The sequence below is a fragment of the Saccharospirillum mangrovi genome, assembly GCF_003367315.1.
Lineage (GTDB): Bacteria > Pseudomonadota > Gammaproteobacteria > Pseudomonadales > Natronospirillaceae > Saccharospirillum > Saccharospirillum mangrovi.
Window position 1 is genome coordinate 2164955 of sequence record NZ_CP031415.1, and the last position, 19244, is coordinate 2184198.

22 protein-coding genes and 1 tRNA gene are annotated in these 19244 nt (G+C 58.0%); 14 read left to right on the top strand and 9 right to left on the bottom strand.

Translation table 11 applies throughout. The annotated features are described in order from the left end of the window. Positions 1 to 99 precede the first annotated feature (99 nt). From rsxA to DW349_RS10430, 8 genes are read left to right on the top strand one after another with little or no spacing between them, the layout of a single operon-like run. Positions 100 to 684 carry an electron transport complex subunit RsxA gene (gene rsxA, locus DW349_RS10395; RefSeq protein ID WP_108125553.1) on the top strand — a complete coding sequence of 195 codons (585 nt, stop codon included), beginning with the start codon at positions 100 to 102 and terminating at the stop codon, positions 682 to 684. Between the two features lie 3 nt (positions 685 to 687). Further along, positions 688 to 1248, top strand: a complete 561-nt coding sequence (rsxB, locus tag DW349_RS10400) for an electron transport complex subunit RsxB (protein WP_108125554.1) — start codon at positions 688 to 690, stop codon at positions 1246 to 1248. Continuing rightward, on the top strand, positions 1245 to 3026 hold the full coding sequence (rsxC, locus tag DW349_RS10405) for an electron transport complex subunit RsxC (RefSeq protein ID WP_108125555.1): 1782 nt from the start codon (positions 1245 to 1247) through the stop codon (positions 3024 to 3026). The genes rsxB and rsxC overlap by 4 nt, the downstream gene beginning before the upstream one ends. Beyond that, positions 3023 to 4054: an RnfABCDGE type electron transport complex subunit D gene (locus tag DW349_RS10410; RefSeq protein WP_108125556.1), complete on the top strand. Its 1032-nt coding sequence runs from the start codon at positions 3023 to 3025 to the stop codon at positions 4052 to 4054. Before rsxC ends, DW349_RS10410 begins: the two co-directional genes overlap by 4 nt. Continuing rightward, the gene (gene rsxG, locus DW349_RS10415; protein WP_108125557.1) at positions 4047 to 4724 is read left to right on the top strand and encodes an electron transport complex subunit RsxG; all 678 of its coding nucleotides are present in this window, start codon (positions 4047 to 4049) and stop codon (positions 4722 to 4724) included. The genes DW349_RS10410 and rsxG overlap by 8 nt, the downstream gene beginning before the upstream one ends. Next, positions 4721 to 5428 carry an electron transport complex subunit E gene (locus DW349_RS10420; RefSeq protein WP_108125558.1) on the top strand — a complete coding sequence of 236 codons (708 nt, stop codon included), beginning with the start codon at positions 4721 to 4723 and terminating at the stop codon, positions 5426 to 5428. The genes rsxG and DW349_RS10420 overlap by 4 nt, the downstream gene beginning before the upstream one ends. A 34-nt stretch (positions 5429 to 5462) precedes the next feature. Further along, complete coding sequence (gene nth / locus DW349_RS10425) at positions 5463 to 6095, top strand: endonuclease III (RefSeq protein WP_108125559.1); 633 nt, start codon at positions 5463 to 5465, stop codon at positions 6093 to 6095. A gap of 31 nt (positions 6096 to 6126) precedes the next feature. Next, a complete protein-coding gene (locus DW349_RS10430; protein ID WP_108125560.1) occupies positions 6127 to 6891 on the top strand; it encodes a hypothetical protein in 765 nt (254 codons plus the stop codon). Here DW349_RS10430 and DW349_RS10435 read toward each other — a convergent pair. Beyond that, positions 6860 to 7306 (bottom strand): helix-turn-helix domain-containing protein, encoded by a 447-nt coding sequence (locus DW349_RS10435; RefSeq protein ID WP_108125561.1) that lies wholly within the window; start codon positions 7304 to 7306, stop codon positions 6860 to 6862. The two genes, DW349_RS10430 and DW349_RS10435, sit on opposite strands and share 32 nt — an antisense overlap. Continuing rightward, complete coding sequence (locus DW349_RS10440) at positions 7303 to 7917, bottom strand: NUDIX hydrolase (protein WP_108125562.1); 615 nt, start codon at positions 7915 to 7917, stop codon at positions 7303 to 7305. Before DW349_RS10440 ends, DW349_RS10435 begins: the two co-directional genes overlap by 4 nt. A 266-nt stretch (positions 7918 to 8183) precedes the next feature. Here DW349_RS10440 and DW349_RS10445 point away from each other — a divergent pair, with 266 nt between their 5' ends. Next, complete coding sequence (locus DW349_RS10445; protein WP_108125563.1) at positions 8184 to 8552, top strand: DUF3135 domain-containing protein; 369 nt, start codon at positions 8184 to 8186, stop codon at positions 8550 to 8552. A 47-nt stretch (positions 8553 to 8599) separates the two neighbouring features. Beyond that, positions 8600 to 9136 carry an NUDIX hydrolase gene (locus DW349_RS10450; protein ID WP_108125564.1) on the top strand — a complete coding sequence of 179 codons (537 nt, stop codon included), beginning with the start codon at positions 8600 to 8602 and terminating at the stop codon, positions 9134 to 9136. A 147-nt stretch (positions 9137 to 9283) separates the two neighbouring features. Here the strand turns inward: DW349_RS10450 and DW349_RS10455 are convergent, their stop codons facing one another. Together DW349_RS10455 and DW349_RS10460 are read right to left on the bottom strand one after the other, a co-directional pair. Continuing rightward, positions 9284 to 9481 (bottom strand): RSP_7527 family protein, encoded by a 198-nt coding sequence (locus DW349_RS10455; RefSeq protein ID WP_108125565.1) that lies wholly within the window; start codon positions 9479 to 9481, stop codon positions 9284 to 9286. A gap of 143 nt (positions 9482 to 9624) precedes the next feature. After that, positions 9625 to 10980, bottom strand: a complete 1356-nt coding sequence (locus DW349_RS10460) for an aldehyde dehydrogenase family protein (RefSeq protein WP_157954341.1) — start codon at positions 10978 to 10980, stop codon at positions 9625 to 9627. Positions 10981 to 11224: 244 nt separating this feature from the next. Here DW349_RS10460 and ppc point away from each other — a divergent pair, with 244 nt between their 5' ends. After that, a complete protein-coding gene (gene ppc / locus DW349_RS10465) occupies positions 11225 to 13840 on the top strand; it encodes a phosphoenolpyruvate carboxylase (protein WP_108125567.1) in 2616 nt (871 codons plus the stop codon). Positions 13841 to 14129: 289 nt separating this feature from the next. Further along, the gene (gene adk, locus DW349_RS10470) at positions 14130 to 14786 is read left to right on the top strand and encodes an adenylate kinase (protein ID WP_108125568.1); all 657 of its coding nucleotides are present in this window, start codon (positions 14130 to 14132) and stop codon (positions 14784 to 14786) included. 58 nt (positions 14787 to 14844) lie between these two features. On the opposite strand, the gene DW349_RS10475 is transcribed toward adk, so the two are convergent. Beyond that, positions 14845 to 15780, bottom strand: a complete 936-nt coding sequence (locus DW349_RS10475) for an AraC family transcriptional regulator (RefSeq protein ID WP_108125569.1) — start codon at positions 15778 to 15780, stop codon at positions 14845 to 14847. Between the two features lie 99 nt (positions 15781 to 15879). Here DW349_RS10475 and DW349_RS10480 point away from each other — a divergent pair, with 99 nt between their 5' ends. Further along, entirely contained in the window at positions 15880 to 16848 is a 969-nt protein-coding gene (locus DW349_RS10480) for an SDR family NAD(P)-dependent oxidoreductase (RefSeq protein WP_108125570.1), read from the top strand. 58 nt (positions 16849 to 16906) lie between these two features. Here the strand turns inward: DW349_RS10480 and DW349_RS10485 are convergent, their stop codons facing one another. After that, a complete protein-coding gene (locus DW349_RS10485) occupies positions 16907 to 17239 on the bottom strand; it encodes a YqfO family protein (protein ID WP_108125571.1) in 333 nt (110 codons plus the stop codon). Between the two features lie 94 nt (positions 17240 to 17333). On the opposite strand from DW349_RS10485, the gene DW349_RS10490 reads away from it, so the two are divergent. Beyond that, positions 17334 to 17425, top strand: a tRNA-Ser gene (locus DW349_RS10490). Between the two features lie 254 nt (positions 17426 to 17679). On the opposite strand, the gene DW349_RS10495 is transcribed toward DW349_RS10490, so the two are convergent. From DW349_RS10495 to DW349_RS10505, 3 genes are read right to left on the bottom strand one after another with little or no spacing between them, the layout of a single operon-like run. Next, on the bottom strand, positions 17680 to 18144 hold the full coding sequence (locus DW349_RS10495; protein WP_108125572.1) for an SRPBCC family protein: 465 nt from the start codon (positions 18142 to 18144) through the stop codon (positions 17680 to 17682). Next, positions 18141 to 18488, bottom strand: a complete 348-nt coding sequence (locus DW349_RS10500; RefSeq protein WP_108125573.1) for an ArsR/SmtB family transcription factor — start codon at positions 18486 to 18488, stop codon at positions 18141 to 18143. The genes DW349_RS10495 and DW349_RS10500 overlap by 4 nt, the downstream gene beginning before the upstream one ends. A 6-nt stretch (positions 18489 to 18494) precedes the next feature. After that, positions 18495 to 19178: a glutathione S-transferase family protein gene (locus DW349_RS10505; RefSeq protein WP_108125666.1), complete on the bottom strand. Its 684-nt coding sequence runs from the start codon at positions 19176 to 19178 to the stop codon at positions 18495 to 18497. Positions 19179 to 19244: the final 66 nt, after the last annotated feature.

Genomic DNA, 19244 nt, shown 5'->3' on the forward strand with positions numbered 1-19244 from the left:
TCTTGCATTCGACGCGAACCCGGCATAGCGACCTTGAGAGGCCGGAGTCATTTCCCGATAATGACGCCCGCTTCCGCCCGGCATTTAGGACCGACTGCCATGACCGACTACATTCTGCTGTTGGTAGCCACCATTCTGGTGAACAACTTTGTGTTGGTTCAGTTTCTGGGCCTGTGTCCGTTTATGGGCGTGTCCAACAAGCTGGAAACCGCCGTTGGCATGTCGTTGGCAACCACCTTCGTATTAACGCTGTCGTCGGTCGCCAGCTACGTCGTTTATGCCTGGCTGCTGGAACCACTCGGTCTGACCTATCTGAAAACCATCAGCTTTATTCTGGTGATCGCCTTTATGGTGCAGTTCACCGAAATGCTGGTGCGTAAAACCAGCCCGTTGCTGTATCGAGTGTTGGGTATTTTCCTGCCGCTGATCACCACCAACTGCGCCGTGCTCGGCGTCGCTTTGCTCAACATCAGTCGCCAGAATTCGCTGGTGGAAAGTTTCCTCTATGGCTTTGGTGCGGCAGTCGGTTTTTCGCTGGTGCTGGTGTTGTTTGCCGCGCTGCGTGAACGCCTGGCCGTGGCTGACGTGCCGCAGCCGTTTCAAGGCCCGGCGATTGGCATGATGACCGCTGGCATTATGGCGCTGGCCTTTATGGGCTTTTCCGGCCTGGTTGCGGTGGGCTGAGCGATGTGGACAGCCGTTATTACTCTGTTGATTGTCGCCGCTGTACTCGGCGCCGCACTCGGTTATGCGTCGGTGCGGTTTAAGCCCGAAGGCAATGCCATTGTCGATGAGATCGACAACGTACTGCCGCAAACACAATGCGGCCAATGCGGCTATCCCGGTTGCCGACCCTACGCCGAAGCCATCGCTGGCGGCGACAAGATCAACAAATGCCCGCCCGGTGGCGAATCAACGATTCAGGCGTTAGCCGATTTGCTGGACGTAGAACCGGAACCGCTCGATGCCGAACACGGCGTTGAAAAAGCCAAGATGGTGGCAGTGATTCGCGAGGCCGAGTGCATCGGCTGCACCAAGTGCATTCAGGCCTGCCCGGTTGACGCCATTCTCGGCGCCGCCAAACAAATGCACACCGTGATCGAAAGCGAATGCACCGGCTGCGATCTGTGCGTTGAGCCGTGCCCGGTCGATTGCATCGACATGGTGGAAGTCGCCACCGATTTCGACCACTGGCATCTGGCTAAACCCGCAGCGCTGATCGCCACCGACCGGGAGCACGCCGCATGAACGCGCCGCTGATCATCACCGACCGGCCGCATCGTTTTCACGGCGGTATCCACCCGGCCGACAACAAGGCCCAGTCCAACGCGACCGCCATCGAAGCGGTGCCGTTGCCATCAACCTTGATTCTGCCGCTACGCATGCACCTGGGTGCGCCGGCCGAGCCACGCGTCAATGTTGGCGGCACCGTATTGAAAGGCGACATCCTGGCCGACGCGGTCGGCGCCATCAGCGCGGCTGTGCACGCACCAACGTCTGGTCGCATTGTCGCCATCGAAGAACGAGTGATCGCTCACGAATCCGGTCTGAGTGCGCCCTGCATCATTCTCGAAGCCGATGGCGAAGATGCCTGGCGCGAACGCCACGGCTACCCCAACTGGCGCCAGCAAGACGCCGCGACACTGATTCAGCGGCTGCGCGACTGCGGCCTCGCCGGCCTCGGTGGCGCGGGTTTTCCGACCGATGTGAAATACCGCAACCGACATCAGCCGATAACGTCACTGATCATCAACGCTGCCGAGTGCGAGCCCTACATCACTGCCGACGACCGGCTGATGCGCGAACGCGCCGCCAAAATTGTCGAAGGCGCGGCCATCGCAGCATCGTTAGTCGGCGCCACTCAGCTACGCCTTGGCATTGAAGACAACAAGCCCGAAGCACTGGCGGCAATGACGGCGGCAGCCGAAGCACTGGGCATTGCCTTGCGCGTTACCGTTGTGCCGACTAAGTACCCGAGCGGCGGTGAAAAACAACTGATCCAGTTGATCACTGGTCAGGAAGTGCCGGCCGGTGGCCTGCCGTCGGACCTCGGCATCGTCTGCCAGAACGTCGGCACGCTGGCGGCCATTCGCGCCGCCGTGGTTGAAGATGAACCGCTGATACGCCGCATCACCACCGTTACTGGCGGTGCCGTTGAGCGCCCCGGCAACTACGAGGTGTTGATCGGTACGCCAATCGAAACCCTGTTGAACCACGCCGGTGTGCATCTGAAGAACGCCGACCGCGTGATTATGGGCGGCCCGATGATGGGTTTTGCGTTGCCCGACATAACCGCGCCGCTGGTCAAAACCACCAACTGCCTGCTGGCGCCAACGCGACGTGAATTGCCCAAACCACAGCCGGACAACCCCTGCATTCGCTGCGGCCAATGCGAGCAGGTATGCCCGGCCGGGCTGCTGCCCCAGCAATTGTTGTGGGCCGCCAAGAGCCGCAATCTGGACAGCGCCGAACTGCACTCCATTGCCGATTGCATCGAATGCGGCGCCTGCGCCTGGGTCTGCCCGAGCCAGATTCCGCTGGTGCATTACTACCGCTACGCCAAAGGCGAAATTCGCCAGGAACGCGAAGAGCAGGACCAATCCGATCGCGCCCGCGCCCGCTTCGAAGCGCGCCAGGCGCGATTGGAAAAAGAGCAGCAGGAAAAAGAAGCTCGCCGCGCCGCCCGCGCTCAAGCCGCCGCCGAAGCACAGGCACGCAAACAGGTGGAAAGCGGCGATGGCTCCGCCGATCCGGTTCAGGCAGCACTCGAGCGAGCCCGCGCCAAACGCGCTGAGCGTCAGGCAAATCCAACCGCAGACGCTGCGCCGACCTTGGCCGAGCTGGAAAAAGCGCTCGCAACCGCCGCAGCCAAAGTTGAAAAAGCCAACGAGCGTTTGCTGGCGGCCGAAAAAGATGCGCCCGACACCGTGCCGGCGCTGCAACAGGCCATCGGTAAACTCGAAGAAAAACACCGCCAGGCGCAACAAGCGCTGGAAGCGGCGCGCGATAAGGACGCTTCCGTATGATGCCCGTGTCGAATTCCGCACCCCACCTGCAAGGGCCAGGCTCGGTCCAGCAAGTCATGGGGCTGGTTCTGGTGGTGCTGATTCCCGGCTGGGTCGTGCTGATCGGTTCGTTTAGCTGGGGTTATTTGATCAACCCGCTGCTGGCTGGCGCGACGGCGTTGGCCGCAGAAGCTGCATTACTGAAACTGCGCGGCCGCCCGGTGTTGTTTTTCCTCAAAGACCTCAGCGCCCTGGTGACGGCCGCCTTGTTGGCGCTGGCACTGCCGCCCTTGTCGCCCTGGTGGCTGACGATATTAGGCACCGCCATTGCGCTGGTGTTCGCCAAGCATCTGTTTGGCGGGCTCGGCAACAACCCGTTCAACCCGGCGATGGTGGCGTATGCAATGCTGCTGGTGTCGTTGCCGCTCTATATGACCACGCGTTGGGCGAATCCGGATCAGTGGCTGTCGTTCAGCGATACGCTGGCCGTGATTTTTGCCGGCGGCGTGCCAATCGATGCGGCGACTGCGGCGACGCCGTTGGATGTCTACAAACTGAACATCGCCAGCCAAACGGCCAGCGAAGTGCTGCGCGCGCCTGTGTTTGGCAGTTTTGTCGCTCAAGGTTGGGATGTCGCCAATCTGGCGTTTTTGCTCGGCGGTTTGTTTTTGATCTGGCGGCGCATCATCAGTTGGCACATTCCGCTGGCGTTGCTCGGCACGCTGGCGTTGATGAGTCTGTTGTTCGGCTCCGATGCCGATCTGCGCGTGCCGTTATCACTGCATTTGCTCGGTGGCGCCACCATGTTGGGGGCGTTTTTTATCGCCACCGATCCGGTCAGCGCTGCAACCTCCAACAAAGGCAAACTGATTTATGGCGCCGGCATTGGTGTGCTGATCTACCTGATCCGCACCTGGGGCAACTACCCGGATGCGGTGGCGTTCGCGGTGCTGTTGATGAATTTCGCCGCACCGCTGATCGATCATTACAGCCGGCCGCGCGTTTACGGGCACGACAAGGCCATCAAAGGATACAAGCGCGATGACTGACTCGACCGACACCCTGACGCTCAGCGGTGCCATTCGTCGCGGCGCCATCGGCCTGGGTTTGTTTGCGGTGTTCACCGCCGGCCTGATTGCCGCCACTCAGCAATGGACCGCCGAACGCATCGCCAACAATCAGCGCGCCTTTGAAGCCCAGACGTTGTTAGCGCTGGTGCCGGAAGAGCAGCACGACAACCAACTGCTCGACACCGCGTTCAGCACGCAATTACCGACGCTGACCGACACAGATTTACTGCGCCTGCCGGAACCGGCGGACTGGTATCAGGCAAAGCTGAACAACGAGGTCGTTGCGGTGATCCTGCCGTTGGTCGCCCCCGAAGGCTACACCGAGGCCATCCGCCTGATCATGGCCGTAGACCGCAGCGGCACCTTGCTCGGCGTGCGCGTTACCGCCCATCGTGAAACACCGGGTTTGGGCGATCAGGTGGAGTTGAGCAAATCGGACTGGATTTTGAATTTCGACGGCCAATCGCTGAGCCAACCGCCACTCGAAAACTGGCAAGTCAAAAAAGACGGCGGTGCGTTTGACCAACTGACCGGCGCCACCATCACGCCACGCGCTGTTGTTCGGGCGGTGGCGCGCGGTCTGCAATTTTTCGAACGTAACCGGGCGGTGTTGTTATCGTTGAATCCGACGGAGGCTGAGGCGTCATGAGTAGCGCAACCGAACTGACTCGCAACGGCCTGTGGAGTAACAACCCGGCGTTGGTGCAATTGCTCGGTCTGTGTCCGCTGCTGGCCGTTACCGGCTCGGTAGTGAATGCGTTGGGCTTGGGTTTGGCGACGCTGGTCGTGCTGGTTGGCTCCAACACCGCCGTGTCGCTGATTCGCCATTACGTGCCCGATGCGGTGCGGCTGCCTGCGTTCGTGATGATCATCGCCTCTTTTGTCACCTGCGCTGAATTGTTGATGCAAGCCTTCACTTACGAGCTGTATCAGGTGCTGGGCATCTTCATTCCGCTGATCGTCACCAACTGCGCCATCCTCGGTCGCGCCGACGCTTTTGCGCGCAAGAATCCGGTGCTGCCGTCGATGCTGGATGGCTTGATGATGTCGCTGGGCTTTCTCGCGGTGTTACTGGTGTTGGGCGCACTGCGCGAAATCATTGGTCAGGGCACCCTGTTTACCAACATGCAGTTGATCTTCGGACCGATGGCGGCCGATTGGGAAATTACCGTTTTTCCGAACTATCCGGACTTCCTGTTTGCCGTGTTGCCGCCCGGCGCTTTTGTTGGCCTGGGGTTATTGATCGCCCTGAAAAATCGCATCGACAGTGGCCTCGAAGCGCGTCGGGCCGCGCGTCAGGAAAAACCCATCGCCGGATCAAAACGCGTTCGGGTAACCGGACACATCAGCTGAGTGGTGGAGACTTTCCAGTGCTGGAGACCCTGTTTTGAACAAAGCCAAACGCACCGAGATTTTCACCCGCCTGCGTGCGGCCAATCCATCGCCCAAAACCGAACTGGAATACAGCACGCCGTTTGAATTGCTGGTCGCCGTTGTGCTGTCGGCCCAGGCGACCGACAAGGGCGTGAACAAAGCCACTGCCAGGCTGTTCCCGGTCGCCAACACGCCACAGGCGATTTATGACCTTGGCGTCGATGGACTGAAGGAGTACATCAAGACCATCGGTTTGTTTAATTCCAAAGCTGAGAACGTCCATAAGCTGTGCCGCCAGTTGCTGGATTTGCACAACGGCGAAGTGCCGCAAACGCGCGAAGCGCTGGAAGCCCTGCCCGGCGTCGGTCGCAAAACCGCCAATGTGGTGTTGAACACCGCCTTCGGCCAGCCGACGATGGCGGTCGATACGCACATTTTCCGCGTCGCCAACCGTACCCGCATCGCGCCGGGCAAGAATGTGGTTGAAGTGGAAAAACGCCTGGTGCGGCTGATCCCGGAAGAGTTTTTGATGGACGCTCACCACTGGCTGATTTTGCATGGCCGCTACACCTGCACCGCACGCAAACCGCGCTGCGGTGCCTGCCTGATCGAAGATCTGTGCGAGTACAAAGACAAGGCTGAATAACCCCGACTGCCCCGACTGAAGGTCACTTTCCATGGATGGAAGACTGATCGTCGACGCCAGCTGTCATCTACCGGATGGCCTGCTGGCGCGACTGAACATAGAACGTTTGCACGACCCCGCTCTGTTTGAACAGCGCCTGCTAGATGCCTGGCTGTATCACGGCGACGATTGGCTGGTGCTGGCGTCGCCACAGCGCATAAACGACTGGCAGGTGGCAGTGCAGTGCCATCAATCTGCATTTGCCGAACTTCGCCTGGCGGCCCGCTTGCAGCGACCGTTCCGCATCCGTTTTATCGCCAGCGAAGCGCGCTCTGCTCACCTGGGATTGATTGCAGCGCAACTGGCGCAACGCCTAGCGGACGGTCAATCCATCGACTCATTTTGGGCGCAGCAGCGCGCGGTCGAACAGTCCATACACGCAGTCCTGGCAGTCAATTCAGAATCGAATTGGTTACGAGCGCTGCCCTGGCGACAACGGTGGCGTTCGATGCCAGCGCTATTGAGTGTGGAAAATGGCCGATCGCGCCGTCTCGGCTCTGGATCGACACCGCTTGATGCCTTTCTGCACTATGCCGATCAACACATTCCTGCCGGGGCACACATAAACCTGAGTTACGCCGGAAACCCATCGCAACTGCAACAAGCGCCGGGATTTCAAGACGCCTGTCTTCAGCGAAGTCAGGCCGGAGGATTGTGCTGGTTAAGTGAGATGGATGCCGAGGGTGTTCGTCAGTGCGGTCCGGACGCGTTGAGCATTGCCTGGCTTAACGCACCCGCTCGTTGCGAAAGGCCTTGAGGTGTTCTTCATTGCGCAGAAAACGCGCAAACGCCCGGCCCAATTGCATGTCCGGCTCGCCATTGCGTAAACGATTGGCGCGCAAGTATTGATAAACGGCGACGGTTCGAATCAGGCCGTCGTCTTCCGGCGCCTCTTCCTCTTCCAATCCGGCTTCCTGGCGCATGATGCGGATGGCGGCTTTCATCGCCACCAGATCGATGGCGTCGGTTGGGTTATCGGGCGAACCGCGACCGCTGGCGAGCCATTCCAGCGAACAGCCGGTCAGTTCGGCAATTTGCTGGGCGCGGGACAGCGTCGGTTCGGAGCCTTTGAGATATTTACGAATCAGGCTTTCGCCCAGTTCCACCCGGCGCGCAAAAGCACTGACCGAATCGGCGCCAATCAAGACCCGCAGGCGGTCGGCAAAACTCATGAGGCGCGGTCGTCTTCGTCCATCGGGAATGCCGGCAGCGGCCAGGCGGTACCTTCCACCAGATTGATCAACTCCAGCAATATCATGGCAGTCAGCCCCCAGATGTGACGATTCTGATAATGATAGTGCGGAATCTGAAACTCGATGCCGTGCCGCTGCACCGGCTTCAATTCGGGCGAGGTGTCGGCGAAAAACGACCAGGGCACAACAAACCAATCGGCGATTTCGTCCGGGCTTGGCCGGCAGTCCTGCAAGTGTTCAACCCAGCCAACGTAAGGAAACACCTGGACGCCAGACTTGGAAAGGCCGGTCGACAAGGACCCGATTAATTGAATGCGCGACGGCGGCAAATTGAGCTCTTCGTGCGTCTCGCGCAGTGCCGTTTGCGCCAAATCGGCGTCTTCGGCTTCCCACATACCGCCCGGGAAAGCCACGTCACCCGGGTGGCTGTTCAGGTGTGCCGCCCGGACTGTCAGCAATACACCGGGTTCATCCTGGTACACCAACGGCACCAGCACGCCGGCTTTCGGCGACGGTAAGGTCAGATAGCGGGGGCTGTGGTTGCGCAAGGGGTCGATAAACCGACGTTGCTGGGCAGTGAAGGCATTCATGTTCAAAGCATCTCATATTTTTGTCGCGCTGGCTCGGCTGCCAACACCGCAGCGCGGTTTGCCGAGGTTACATCGACCACCGCTCCGATGCGCAATACGTCACTTTAACGATGATAGAGATGGCCGTACGGGTACCCAAAATCGAGTTTCAATGCTAGCTTTACCAGCGGCCGGAAAAGGGAAAAAGGGATTCCAGCCGCATGACTTGATCGCAGTATGCAAATGCTGCCCGAACAACCCCAAGGAAGTGGGTGAGGAAGACGCTGATGGCGGAACTCCGAAAAGAACTACCCAATTTTGACACCTTGATGGAACTGGCCAATCGGGACCCCGATGGTCTGGAACATCTGCGCAGTTCGTTGATCCGGGACTTCATCGACCAGGCACCGGACAATCAGCGCCAACGCCTACAGGGCTTGCAGTTCACCATCGATATGGAACGTCGCAAAGCCAAGAACCCGGTACAGAGCTGCATGCGCATGTCGCAGATGATGCACGAACGGGTAACCGATCTGTGCGACAGCCTCAATGACTTCTCCACACTCACAGCCGTTCCTCCGGTCACCCCCAGCCGGCCGGCCAAAGTTATCCCGCTGCGACCGCGTTCTTGGGAAGACGAAACCGACGACTCCTGATAGGCTGGTCCATCCAGCCACTGCCCCTTCAAGGCCTCTTCAAGTCGATGAATTTTTGCAGTCACTGCGGCCAACCGGTGCGCTTCGCCATTCCTGATATGGACAACCGTCCCCGCTATCTGTGCGATCACTGCGGCAGCATCCATTATCAAAACCCTCGTCTGATCACCGGCACCTTACCGGTTGCCCCCGATGATCGGATTTTGCTGTGCCGCCGGGCCATTGAACCGCGACTGGGCTATTGGACATTGCCCGCCGGCTTTATGGAAAACGGTGAAACAGTGGTGGCGGGTGCATTGCGTGAAACGCTGGAAGAGGCCCAGGTGAAAGCTCATAACCCGGTGTTACTGTCGATGATCAGCCTGCCGGAATTTGATCAGGTGCATATTTTCTATCGGGTCGACATGCCGGATTTTCACTACGACGTGACGCCGGAAAGCAGCGCCGTTGAACTGTTTGAAATCGATGCCCTGCCCTGGGATCAAATCGCCTTTCGTACCGTCACCGCCACGCTGGAACATTTTCTGGCCGTGCGTGACCAGGAAGTACCGGCCGTGCTCACCGGTGCCATCGAACCCCGCTGACACCCGCCACTGATAAACGCTGGGCATAAAAAAACCGGGCAAGCTTCCCTACCCGGTCAAAAATGCTCCATGACAGAGCCCTAGCTGTACTCAAATTCTGGCTCGGAACTGCGCGGCAAGCTCTACCATCGCAATCCCTGAAATTCGTTAGACGTTGCGCGTTACCGGCGTACTGAACCAGGCGCGAACGCTGTGCGCCAGGCGGTGACGCCAGGATGCAAACAACTGCGTCAAATACTCGCTGCGCATATCAACGGCCTTGGCTTCGTAATAGGCCACGTCGATGTTGCCCCAGGCGTCCAAAACAATGCCGGCGTCTTGCAGCGACTGCTGGCTGTTCAACATCTTGGTTTCTGAAGGTATAGCTTCTGAAGGTTTAGTATCCATAGCGCTGTCCCCTCTGGGTTGGCCAATCGGACAGCGGCAAGATTAGGCCGTGAGTACCCGGCTCACAAACGATGCTTTTTCACGCTATGGGTGAATAAATTTCAACTGTGATAGTGCTGCACCTGACCCCGCATCAAGGCCGTCAACCCTTCAGGACCAAGCTCCAGCCCCCAACCGGACGCCCCTCGTCCGCCAAAACTGACGTCGATCCGGCTACGCATCGGTCGGTTAATCGCCACGTTGGCCGTGTTCAAGCGCAAGCCAATTTCCGAGGCGCGATTCAAATCGCTGTCCCAAACGGAACCGCCCAGCCCATAGGCGCTGTGATTGGCCCAGGCGACCGCTTGGTCGAGTGATTCGTACGCCGCCAATTGAATGACCGGACCAAACACCTCCTCCGGCCAGATTCGACTGGTTAACGGATCATCAACCACCGCCCAGGCTGGCGATACGAACAAACCATCCACCTGAGGGTCGGTGCTGCGTTGTTGGGCTTCGCGGGTCAGTTGCTGCCATTGAAGCAGCAACTGATCGCGCAAATCGTGACGCGCCAGCGGTCCCAATTGCGCTTGCGGTTGCTCTGGAGACATCGGCAGATAGGACGCCAAACCCGCGCGCAGCCATGCTAATACCTCGCCCAACATGGACCGCGGCACCAGCCAGCGTTTAGCACACAAACAACTCTGGCCGCTGTTATTCAGGCGTGACTGCAAAGCTGCGGAAACGAAAGCGCTCACATCGCCCTGTTCGGTCAGCAGCCAGGCATCATTGCCGCCCAACTCCAACGTCGTGGGCTTCAGGCGCTCCCCGCAAGCGGCCGCGATGCGCCGGCCGACGTCACGGCTGCCAGTGAAATGCACCTGCTGCAAATGCGGGTGATCGTACAACAGTGGCAATTGCTCGACCCCGACACGCACCAGTCGAAACGCCGATTGGGGAAAACCCGCTTCGACCAGCCACTGCGCCAGCAAAGCACTCGATTGCCAGACGTTAGGCGCCGGCTTCAACGTCACACTGTTGCCCACTGCTAAGGCCGGTAACGCAAACCGCGCCGACTGCCACAACGGATAGTTCCACGGCATGATGCCCAACACGCCACCCAACGAGGTTTGGCGTCGCCGCACGCCAGCAGAGACCTCAATCGGTTCAAAAGATTTGGGCACCTGCGCACAGAGGTATTCAATCAACACCCGCGTCTTATCAACTTCGGCGATGGCCTGCGCCAAAGGTTTACCCATTTCCCGCGTAATGCTCAGCGCCATCGTATGGCGCTCGGCGGTCAATCGATCGCACAACACCGCCAGCCATTGCAGGCGTTGCGACACTGGCATTGCCGCAAAGGTCGGCCAGTCTTGCGCTTGCTGATCAACCACGGCGAGCAGTTCACTGTCTTCCCAAACCGGCCATTGCCCCAGCAACTCACCTGTGGCGGGATTCACCGATTGGAAGACTGTCATGTAGGAACCTTTCACTTTGAGGCGAAAAATACGCATAAATGAGCGCATTTCACAGATGGGTGGCAGAAATTTTGTAATTTAACCACAATATGGTCTTGGCCTTGCGCACACGCCGGGCACCGACAACCATTATAACGCGCCGCTTCTGCGCTGAGCAGACCAATGGCGCACGGCACATGGGCCGCAGTCCGGTTAAGCTGGTACGCGGTCGCCGCATACGCATCCAGAGGGAGTACGCACAACCATGACAGTCATCCCCGAAACCCTTCGCGACAACGTTCGAATGTTGGGCGAACTGCTGGGCGATACCCTGCTTGAAAACCAAGGCCCGGAACTGTTTCGCAAGGTCGAAGACATCCGCCGCCTGGGCAAAGCCGTCAACGCGTCTGAAGACGGCGATCCGCAACCTTTGATCGACGAACTGGCGCATCTGGAAGACGACGATATCCTACCGATCGTGCGCGCCTTCAGTCAGTTTCTGAATCTCGCCAACATCGCCGACGAACAATATTTCTCCAGCGCCGAAGCCGAACATAAAAACAATCTGGAAGCGACGCTCGAACAGCTGGTCGATACCCTGGGCAAAGACGACGTCGCTACGGCGCTGCAACAACTCAACATCGAACTCGTACTGACCGCGCACCCAACCGAAGTCACCCGCCGCACGCTGATCCGCAAATACGAACGCATCGCTCAGGCGCTGGCCGAACTCAAACGCACCGATTTACTGCCGCACGAACGCAACGAATTGCAGTCGGGCCTGAAACGCACCGTCGATGAAATCTGGCACACCAACGAAATCCGCGACGAACGACCGACCGCCGTCGATGAAGCCAAATGGGGCTTCGCCGTCATCGAAAACTCCTTGTGGCAAGCAGTGCCGCAATTCATGCGCGAACTGGACCGCATTGCCCGTCATCGTTTGGGACAAGGCCTGCCAGTCGATGCCTCGCCTTTCCACTTCTATTCCTGGATGGGCGGCGACCGCGATGGCAATCCGAACGTCACACACACCGTCACCCGTGAAGTGATTTTGCTGGGTCGCTGGATGGCCGCCGATCTGTATCTGAAAGACATCCACGAGTTGGCCGGCGACCTCAGCATGAGCGATGCCTCGGCCGAATTACTCGCCCAAACCGACGAGAAACGCACGCCTTATCGCGCCGTGTTGCACAGCCTGCGCAATCGGCTCGAACGCACTCGCGAGTGGGCCGATGCCTGCGTCAACGGCGCCAACGCCAACCCGCCGGAAGACGTCATCACCAGCCGCAACGACCTGCTCGAACCATTGATGTTGTGTTACCGCTCCCTGGTCGACAGCGGCATGAAACGCATCGCCCGCGGCAGTCTGCTCGATTGCATCCGCCGCGTGCATTGCTTCGGCATCAACCTGGTGCCGCTCGACATCCGTCAGGACAGCGATCGTCATGTTCAGGCGCTCGATGAAATTACCCGTTACCTCGAATTGGGCGAATACGGCGACTGGTACGAAGCGCAACGCCAGGCGTTTTTGCTGGAACAACTGGCCAGCAAACGGCCGTTGTTGCCGCGTAACTGGCAGCCCAGCGCCGACACCCAGGAAGTGCTCGACACCGCCCGCATTCTGGCGGAAGAGCCACCGGAAACGCTGTCGAGCTACATCATTTCCATGGCGCGCCAGCCGTCGGATGTCTTGGCTGTGGCCTTGATCCTGAAAGAAAGCGGCCTGAACTGGAACGTGCCCATCGTGCCGCTGTTCGAGACGCTGGACGATCTCGACCGCAGCTTCGATGTCATGGAACAGCTCTGGTCCATGCCGGCCTATCGCCAGTATTGCCAGGAACGCCAGACGGTGATGATTGGCTACTCCGATTCCGCCAAAGACGCCGGCAAGCTGACCGCCACCTGGGCGCAATACAAAGCGCAGGAAAAACTGGTCGCGTTGGCTAAATCAAACAACATTCATCTGATGCTGTTCCATGGTCGCGGTGGCACCGTCGGTCGCGGTGGCGGCCCGGTGGAAAAAGCCATGGCATCGCAACCGCCGGGTTCGGTTCAGGGCGCCATTCGCGTCACCGAACAGGGCGAAATGATTCGCTACAAATTCGGCTTGCCGCGCGTCGCCGTGCGCAGTCTGGGTATCTACGTGGCGGCAACCTTACGCGCCACTCTGGAACCCAACGCCGCGCCCAAAGAAGAATGGCGCGAATTGCTCGAGCAAATGTCGCAAGCGAGTCTGGGCGCGTACCGCAACACCGTGCGCCACGATGATCGCTTTGTGCCCTATTTCCGCAGCCTGACGCCGGAACAGGAACTCGGCCTGCTGGCACTCGGCAGCCGCCCGGCCAAACGCAAGGCGACCGGCGGCGTAGAAAGCCTGCGCGCCATTCCCTGGGTGTTTGCCTGGATGCAGGTGCGGTTGAATCTGCCGTCCTGGTTGGGTGCCCGCCAGGCGCTGGAATACGCGCTGGAACAATCGCCGGATACCTTGCAGGACATGGTTGATCATTGGCCGTTCTTCAGTGCCTTCCTCGACCTGCTGGAAATGGTATTGGGCAAAGCCGACCGCTCCATCGCTGCCTACTACGAGAAACAGTTGGTGCCGGAAGATCTGCACAGCCTGGGCGAACAACTGCGTGACGATTTGCGCGTCAGTGAAGAGTTGATGAACCGCATCAAACGCCAGAAAGAATTGCTGGCGGGCGATCCGTTGCTGGCGCAATCGATTCAGGTACGCAACCCCTACACCGACCCGTTGAACTACCTGCAGGCGGAATTGCTCAAGCGCGAACGCAAAGCCGGTAACTTCGATGCACAACTGGAACGCGCCCTGAAAGTAACCATGGCCGGCATCGCCGCCGGTATGCGCAATACCGGCTAATTTGGCGGCGCTTTCGACACCATTCGACGGAAGTCGGATGGTGTCGATGCCCGGTTCGGGTTGAGCTTAGTCCGACGGGCAGGTATCTTAGCGGCTGGCAAAAACAGGCTCCTTGAGTGGCCTGGCGGCTAAAAGGACAACAGCAAACGCCGCACGCCTAAGATTCCCGGCCGGCCCATACCACGGGTCGGCCAACCCCACATCATCAGGCCCGAGCCCACGATTGTTCTGGCCGGCCCGCCAAGATTTTTAACCTTTGAATATCACAGAACTGAGGAGCTTTTCGTCAATGCGCATTATTCTGCTGGGCGCGCCCGGTGCCGGTAAGGGTACCCAAGCCCAATACATTACCGAGAAGTACGATATCCCACAGATTTCCACGGGCGACATGCTACGCGCCGCCGTTAAAGCGGGTAGCCCGCTGGGTCTGAAAGTGAAAGAAGTGATGGCCTCCGGCGGACTGGTCTCCGACGAAACCATCATCGCGTTGATCAAAGAACGCATCGCCCAACCGGACTGCGCCAATGGCTGCCTGTTCGACGGCTTCCCGCGCACCATTCCGCAAGCTGAAGCGCTGAAAAACGAAGGCGTCTTTATTGATTGCGTGGTCGACATCGACGTCGCCGATGAAGAAATCATCAAGCGTCTGAGTGGCCGCCGCGTACACGAAGCCTCTGGCCGGGTGTATCACGTCGACAACAACCCGCCCAAAGTTGCTGGCAAAGACGACGAAACCGGCGAAGCGCTGATCCAGCGTGACGACGACAAAGAAGAAACCGTCGCCAAGCGCCTGGAGGTGTACCACTCCCAGACCAAACCGCTGGTTGGCTATTACAAAGAACTGGCCGAGAAAGAACCCGAAAACGCACCACGTTACATCTACGTGCCGGGCGTTGGCGGCGTCGAAGACATTCGCGACACCATTTTTAACGCCATTGATGGCTAACTTTTATAAACCCAAAAAAGGAGGCAACCGCCTCCTTTTTTATGTCCGCCATTCCTGATCAGGAAGGCAGCATGTCCACATCAGTGTGCGCCCTGGCGCGATACTGTGCCGGCGACACCCCCATTGCCTGCTTGAATGCCGTGCTAAAAGCACTTTCAGACGCATAGCCCAGCGAGGCTGAGAGCGACGCCAACGACCGTGCACCGCTCTGCAACGCATTCTCCGCCAAACGCATGCGCCAGAAACGCAGATAGGACAACGGCGACATCCCCGATACCGCCTTGAATCGTTCAGCAAAGTTGCTGCGCGACATACCCACCGCTTCGGCCAGTTCGGCCAAATGCCAATTCCTGGCTGGTTGCGCATGCATCAAACCAATAGCCGGCGCAATGCGCCGATCACCCAAGGCTTTCAACCACCCTCTTGCGATGGTTCCGGACTCGATGTGATCGCGCAGAACATGCACGAACAACAGGTGCGCCAACGGTTGTGAAATGGCGGCGGAACCCGGCCGTGCCGATGCCATTTCCGTAACCAATCGCTCCAGCAACCCAAGCAGGTTGGCAGCCTGGTCGGATTCTGCAGCCACACGGATCAAAGGTGGTAACACATCGGTGAGCAGCGCTGTGCCAACCGGATCGAGCGCCAAATGCCCACCCAGCAGATGGAACTGGTCGCCCTGGCCAAGGGTTGCGGTGGTGCCTGTCTCATTGGCAAAGGCATCCGTCGCTTCAACCGGGTCGATGGTCACATCGGTATAGAGCCGGATTGCGAAGCGACCGTTGACGACAAAAACATCACCGCTGCTCAGCGGCACCGGCTCCGCCTGGCCTTCGAGTTGCAGCCAACAGTTGCCATACAACACCGCACCAAACTTGATGGTATCGGGCGGTGGAAACCGAATTGACCAGTCACCGCCAGCGCGGATGCCGCCGGATACGGATGCCCGGGTATCGAATGCGGCGAGGATGTCGGAAAGCGGATCTGTCTGCACTTTCGGACTATAAATAATGCAATTCGGACTTTCAATTATTCTGCGTCCATACACTGCGAATTATGCTGACGCCACCATTCATCCTGATGAGGAAGCGTCATGAACAATCTGCAAGCGCCCCTGGACTCACCGTTCGGCCCGGCAAGCACCGCGCAAGAGGTAATCAAAGGCATCGATCTGTCCGGAAAAGTCGCCATTGTCACTGGCGGCTATTCGGGCATCGGACTCGAAACCAGTAAAGCCCTTGCCGAAGCCGGCGCGACAGTGATTGTACCGGCCCGCAATGTCGACAAAGCCCAACAGGCGTTGCACGGCTTGCCCCGGGTCCAGGTTACGCCGCTGGATCTGATCGACCCGACGTCCATTCAGGCGTTTGTCGAACGTGTTCTCGCCGAACACCCGGCCATTCATTTACTGATCAACAACGCGGGCTACATCGGCCTTACCCTGCAACACGACGCACGTGGCTATGAAGCTCAGTTTGCCACCAACCACCTCGGTCATTTCCAACTGACGGCACAACTCTGGCCGGCCCTGGTACGCGGTCAGGCCCGTGTGGTAACCGTTTCATCCTGTGGTCACGCCGCCAGCGCCATCGATTTCGACGACCTGCATTTTGACCACAAAGACTACGATCCTATGGCCGCCTACGGCCAATCGAAAACCGCCAATGCCTTGTTCTCCGTCTGGCTCGACCGCTTGGGCAAGCCAGTCGGCATACGCAGCTTTGCACTGCACCCCGGTGGCATCGTAGAGTCCGGCTTCACGCGCGACATGCCGGTCGAAGCCAGCATTGCATCCGGTTATCGCGACGCCGACGGAAAGCCGATAATCGATCCGGAAAACAACAAGAAGACGCTAGAGCAAGGTGCCGCCACCACAGTCTGGTGCGCAACCAGTCCGTTGTTGAATGGTCTGGGTGGTGTCTACTGCGAAGACTGCAACATCGCCCGTGCCGTACCGGAAGACGCCACGGAATTGCTGGGAGTTCGTCCCTGGGCAAGCCGAGAGGATCTGGCCGAACGCCTCTGGCAGATCAGCGAAAAACTGACCGGTGTATCCATTTAACAAAGCGTCAGCGACGCCATACCAGGAAGCCTGAAACGGGGGGCCGCGGCCTCCTCTTTCACTTAGTTGGAATAAAATCCCGGCGACTGAGAATGGGCAACAGATGGTGCGCTGGTTCTTCATAAGGATGCGCCTCGATCAACGCATCCAAAACCGCAGGAATCACAGCGTCGTCACACACCATCTCAACTTTGTATTCGTCGACGTGCTCCAACTCACCCACCACGCCGAGGTGCGGCCGGGCACCCGCCAAAGGCCGGAACTGCCCCTGCCCCAAGGTCGACCAGGCACAGGCCTCGTAATCACCAATGCGCCCGGCCCCAGCCTGGGCCAAGGCATCGATCAAACTATCTTTGTGCGACGCCGGCACATAAACCGCAAGTAGGTACATAGCGCCTCCAATCGACTTTTCCCGTTGCATTTCAGCAGCTTAGCAAGATTCCGGTTGACACCCAAAGCCAGTCCGGTAAACTGCGCCGCGTTATGGAGAGTTGGCAGAGCTCGGTTGAATGCAGCTGACTTGAAATCAGCCGTAGGTTTGCGCCTACCGGGGGTTCGAATCCCTCACTCTCCGCCAAATTGAATAAAAAACGGGACCCTCGGGTCCCGTTTTTTATTCAACCTCGCAAACGTTCAGGGCCGCGAATGCGCCTGGCAACGCCAGGTTGCGTGCAAAGCACGCAAGCCCATCCCAAACCGAACTTTCACTCTTACTCAGATCATCCATTTTCAATTTTTCACTAACCTTCGGTGCCCAATACCCGTCGCTCTCCCTTAAGCAACAACCACCCTTTCAGCCAGCCCTAAAAAACTCGCACGAATAAAATACACTTATTCATCAGCAACAATCTCAACCAACCGATCAAGCCCGTGCTCAGTTCCATGAACCCGATGTTGTCGTGCGTCTGGATCGTCAGAATCAAGAAGCACAACCTGCTCTGTGTAGATCATTCGAGTTTCATTTTCCTTAGGCGTCAGGGTGATTGTGACCAGCGATGCCGACAGGCGTTTACCAGCAAAACTCATCTCATAGGCATAAATAATCCGCTGCTCAGGAACGATATCTAAATAGTGCGCGGTGAAAGTTTGTTCCTGACCATCAATGGTTTGCCAACGTTTGCGCTCTTCGCCACCAACTTTAAAATCGTGGCTGTCTTCAATAACCGTCCAGTCGGGATGGCATTCATTCCAACGGGCTTTCAGATTAGCGTCGGACCAAAAACGGAAGGCATGGCGCGGCGATGTCGCTAGCCACCGCTCCAGAGTAAATACAGTATGTTCGACGGCTTGACTCATTCGTTCAAATCCTCCGGAAAATCAGCGATGGCTTTATCGAGTCTGTCAAAGGCTGCGCTTAATTCGGTTTCACGTTGCTCAATCCAACGGCGTATTCGATTAAACGCTATTGGCTTCAAACTGTAGGTCCTGACCCGGCCTACTTTCTGCGACACAACAAGCCCTCCGGATTCGAGTAACGCAAGATGTTTGACCGCGGAAGGCAGGCCCATGCCAAGTGGCTCGGCCAACTCTTTAACGGACATCGAGTCACGGGCAAGACGAGCAATCATGTCTCGACGTCGGGCGTCTGATAACGCATGGAACACGGCATCAAGTTGGGCGTGGTCGGTTCTATCAGGCATGGGTTATCACAAAGTCATCGTTAAAAACGGTTGTGGAATTTTGTCGTGGAATGGAAAGTTTTCGAAGTACGGTTGTGCTTCAACCAGAACACGACGAAAAGACGATCGCTCAACCAGCCGTTCAAAATAGTCACGCAATGCCAATTGATCGAACTTGAATGGCACAAGAATGCTGGCAAAAAAGAGTGCTGGTGCGGCCGAACAATCCGCAATGCTGAAATGCTCTCCTACCATCCACGCCTTGCCAGAGAGTTGTTTTTCCACCATCTCATAGGCTGCTTCAAGGCGCTGCTGCGCAGCCAAGACACCGACATGGTCTTTGTCGTCATCGGCACGAAAGCTGTCGAAGACAATTTTCTGCATGGGTTCATGAACATACAGATCGAAAAAGCGATCCCACAACCGGGCTTGCAAGCAAGTTGCTGGATCGATAGGTAACAACTGAGCGCCGAGATAATGTTGCTGCAAATACTCAATAATAATTGAAGACTCCGGAATCGTTTCGTTCCGATCTTCATCACGTAATACCGGCATTTTTCCCACCGGCCACACATCCAGATAACGACTGTGTTCACCGGGATCGGAAAGATCCACCAGCAACGGCTCAAACTCCGTTCCGGCCTCATACAAGGCAATCAATACCTTGTGACAATAAGACGCTAAGGGGTGTGAATAGAGTTTCAGGGACATACGCCAATCCATACATAGTTTCCAAATCAAGAAACTATTCGACGCCAAGTCGGCCGTCAACAATTA

Bases quoted from the DNA above. Each gene is read 5' to 3' on its own strand.
- rsxC (WP_108125555.1), top strand. From the start codon at position 1,245: ATGAACGCGCCGCTGATCATCACCGACCGGCCGCATCGTTTTCACGGC.
- DW349_RS10455 (WP_108125565.1), bottom strand. From the start codon at position 9,481: ATGTTGAACAGCCAGCAGTCGCTGCAAGACGCCGGCATTGTTTTGGAC.
- DW349_RS10450 (WP_108125564.1), top strand. From the start codon at position 8,600: ATGAATTTTTGCAGTCACTGCGGCCAACCGGTGCGCTTCGCCATTCCT.
- ppc (WP_108125567.1), top strand. From the start codon at position 11,225: ATGACAGTCATCCCCGAAACCCTTCGCGACAACGTTCGAATGTTGGGC.
- DW349_RS10440 (WP_108125562.1), bottom strand. From the start codon at position 7,917: ATGAATGCCTTCACTGCCCAGCAACGTCGGTTTATCGACCCCTTGCGC.
- rsxG (WP_108125557.1), top strand. From the start codon at position 4,047: ATGACTGACTCGACCGACACCCTGACGCTCAGCGGTGCCATTCGTCGC.
- adk (WP_108125568.1), top strand. From the start codon at position 14,130: ATGCGCATTATTCTGCTGGGCGCGCCCGGTGCCGGTAAGGGTACCCAA.
- DW349_RS10460 (WP_157954341.1), bottom strand. From the start codon at position 10,980: ATGACAGTCTTCCAATCGGTGAATCCCGCCACAGGTGAGTTGCTGGGG.
- DW349_RS10500 (WP_108125573.1), bottom strand. From the start codon at position 18,488: ATGCCTGATAGAACCGACCACGCCCAACTTGATGCCGTGTTCCATGCG.
- rsxA (WP_108125553.1), top strand. From the start codon at position 100: ATGACCGACTACATTCTGCTGTTGGTAGCCACCATTCTGGTGAACAAC.
- rsxB (WP_108125554.1), top strand. From the start codon at position 688: ATGTGGACAGCCGTTATTACTCTGTTGATTGTCGCCGCTGTACTCGGC.
- DW349_RS10445 (WP_108125563.1), top strand. From the start codon at position 8,184: ATGGCGGAACTCCGAAAAGAACTACCCAATTTTGACACCTTGATGGAA.
- DW349_RS10410 (WP_108125556.1), top strand. From the start codon at position 3,023: ATGATGCCCGTGTCGAATTCCGCACCCCACCTGCAAGGGCCAGGCTCG.
- DW349_RS10430 (WP_108125560.1), top strand. From the start codon at position 6,127: ATGGATGGAAGACTGATCGTCGACGCCAGCTGTCATCTACCGGATGGC.
- DW349_RS10420 (WP_108125558.1), top strand. From the start codon at position 4,721: ATGAGTAGCGCAACCGAACTGACTCGCAACGGCCTGTGGAGTAACAAC.
- DW349_RS10485 (WP_108125571.1), bottom strand. From the start codon at position 17,239: ATGTACCTACTTGCGGTTTATGTGCCGGCGTCGCACAAAGATAGTTTG.
- DW349_RS10435 (WP_108125561.1), bottom strand. From the start codon at position 7,306: ATGAGTTTTGCCGACCGCCTGCGGGTCTTGATTGGCGCCGATTCGGTC.
- DW349_RS10505 (WP_108125666.1), bottom strand. From the start codon at position 19,178: ATGTCCCTGAAACTCTATTCACACCCCTTAGCGTCTTATTGTCACAAG.
- DW349_RS10495 (WP_108125572.1), bottom strand. From the start codon at position 18,144: ATGAGTCAAGCCGTCGAACATACTGTATTTACTCTGGAGCGGTGGCTA.
- DW349_RS10480 (WP_108125570.1), top strand. From the start codon at position 15,880: ATGAACAATCTGCAAGCGCCCCTGGACTCACCGTTCGGCCCGGCAAGC.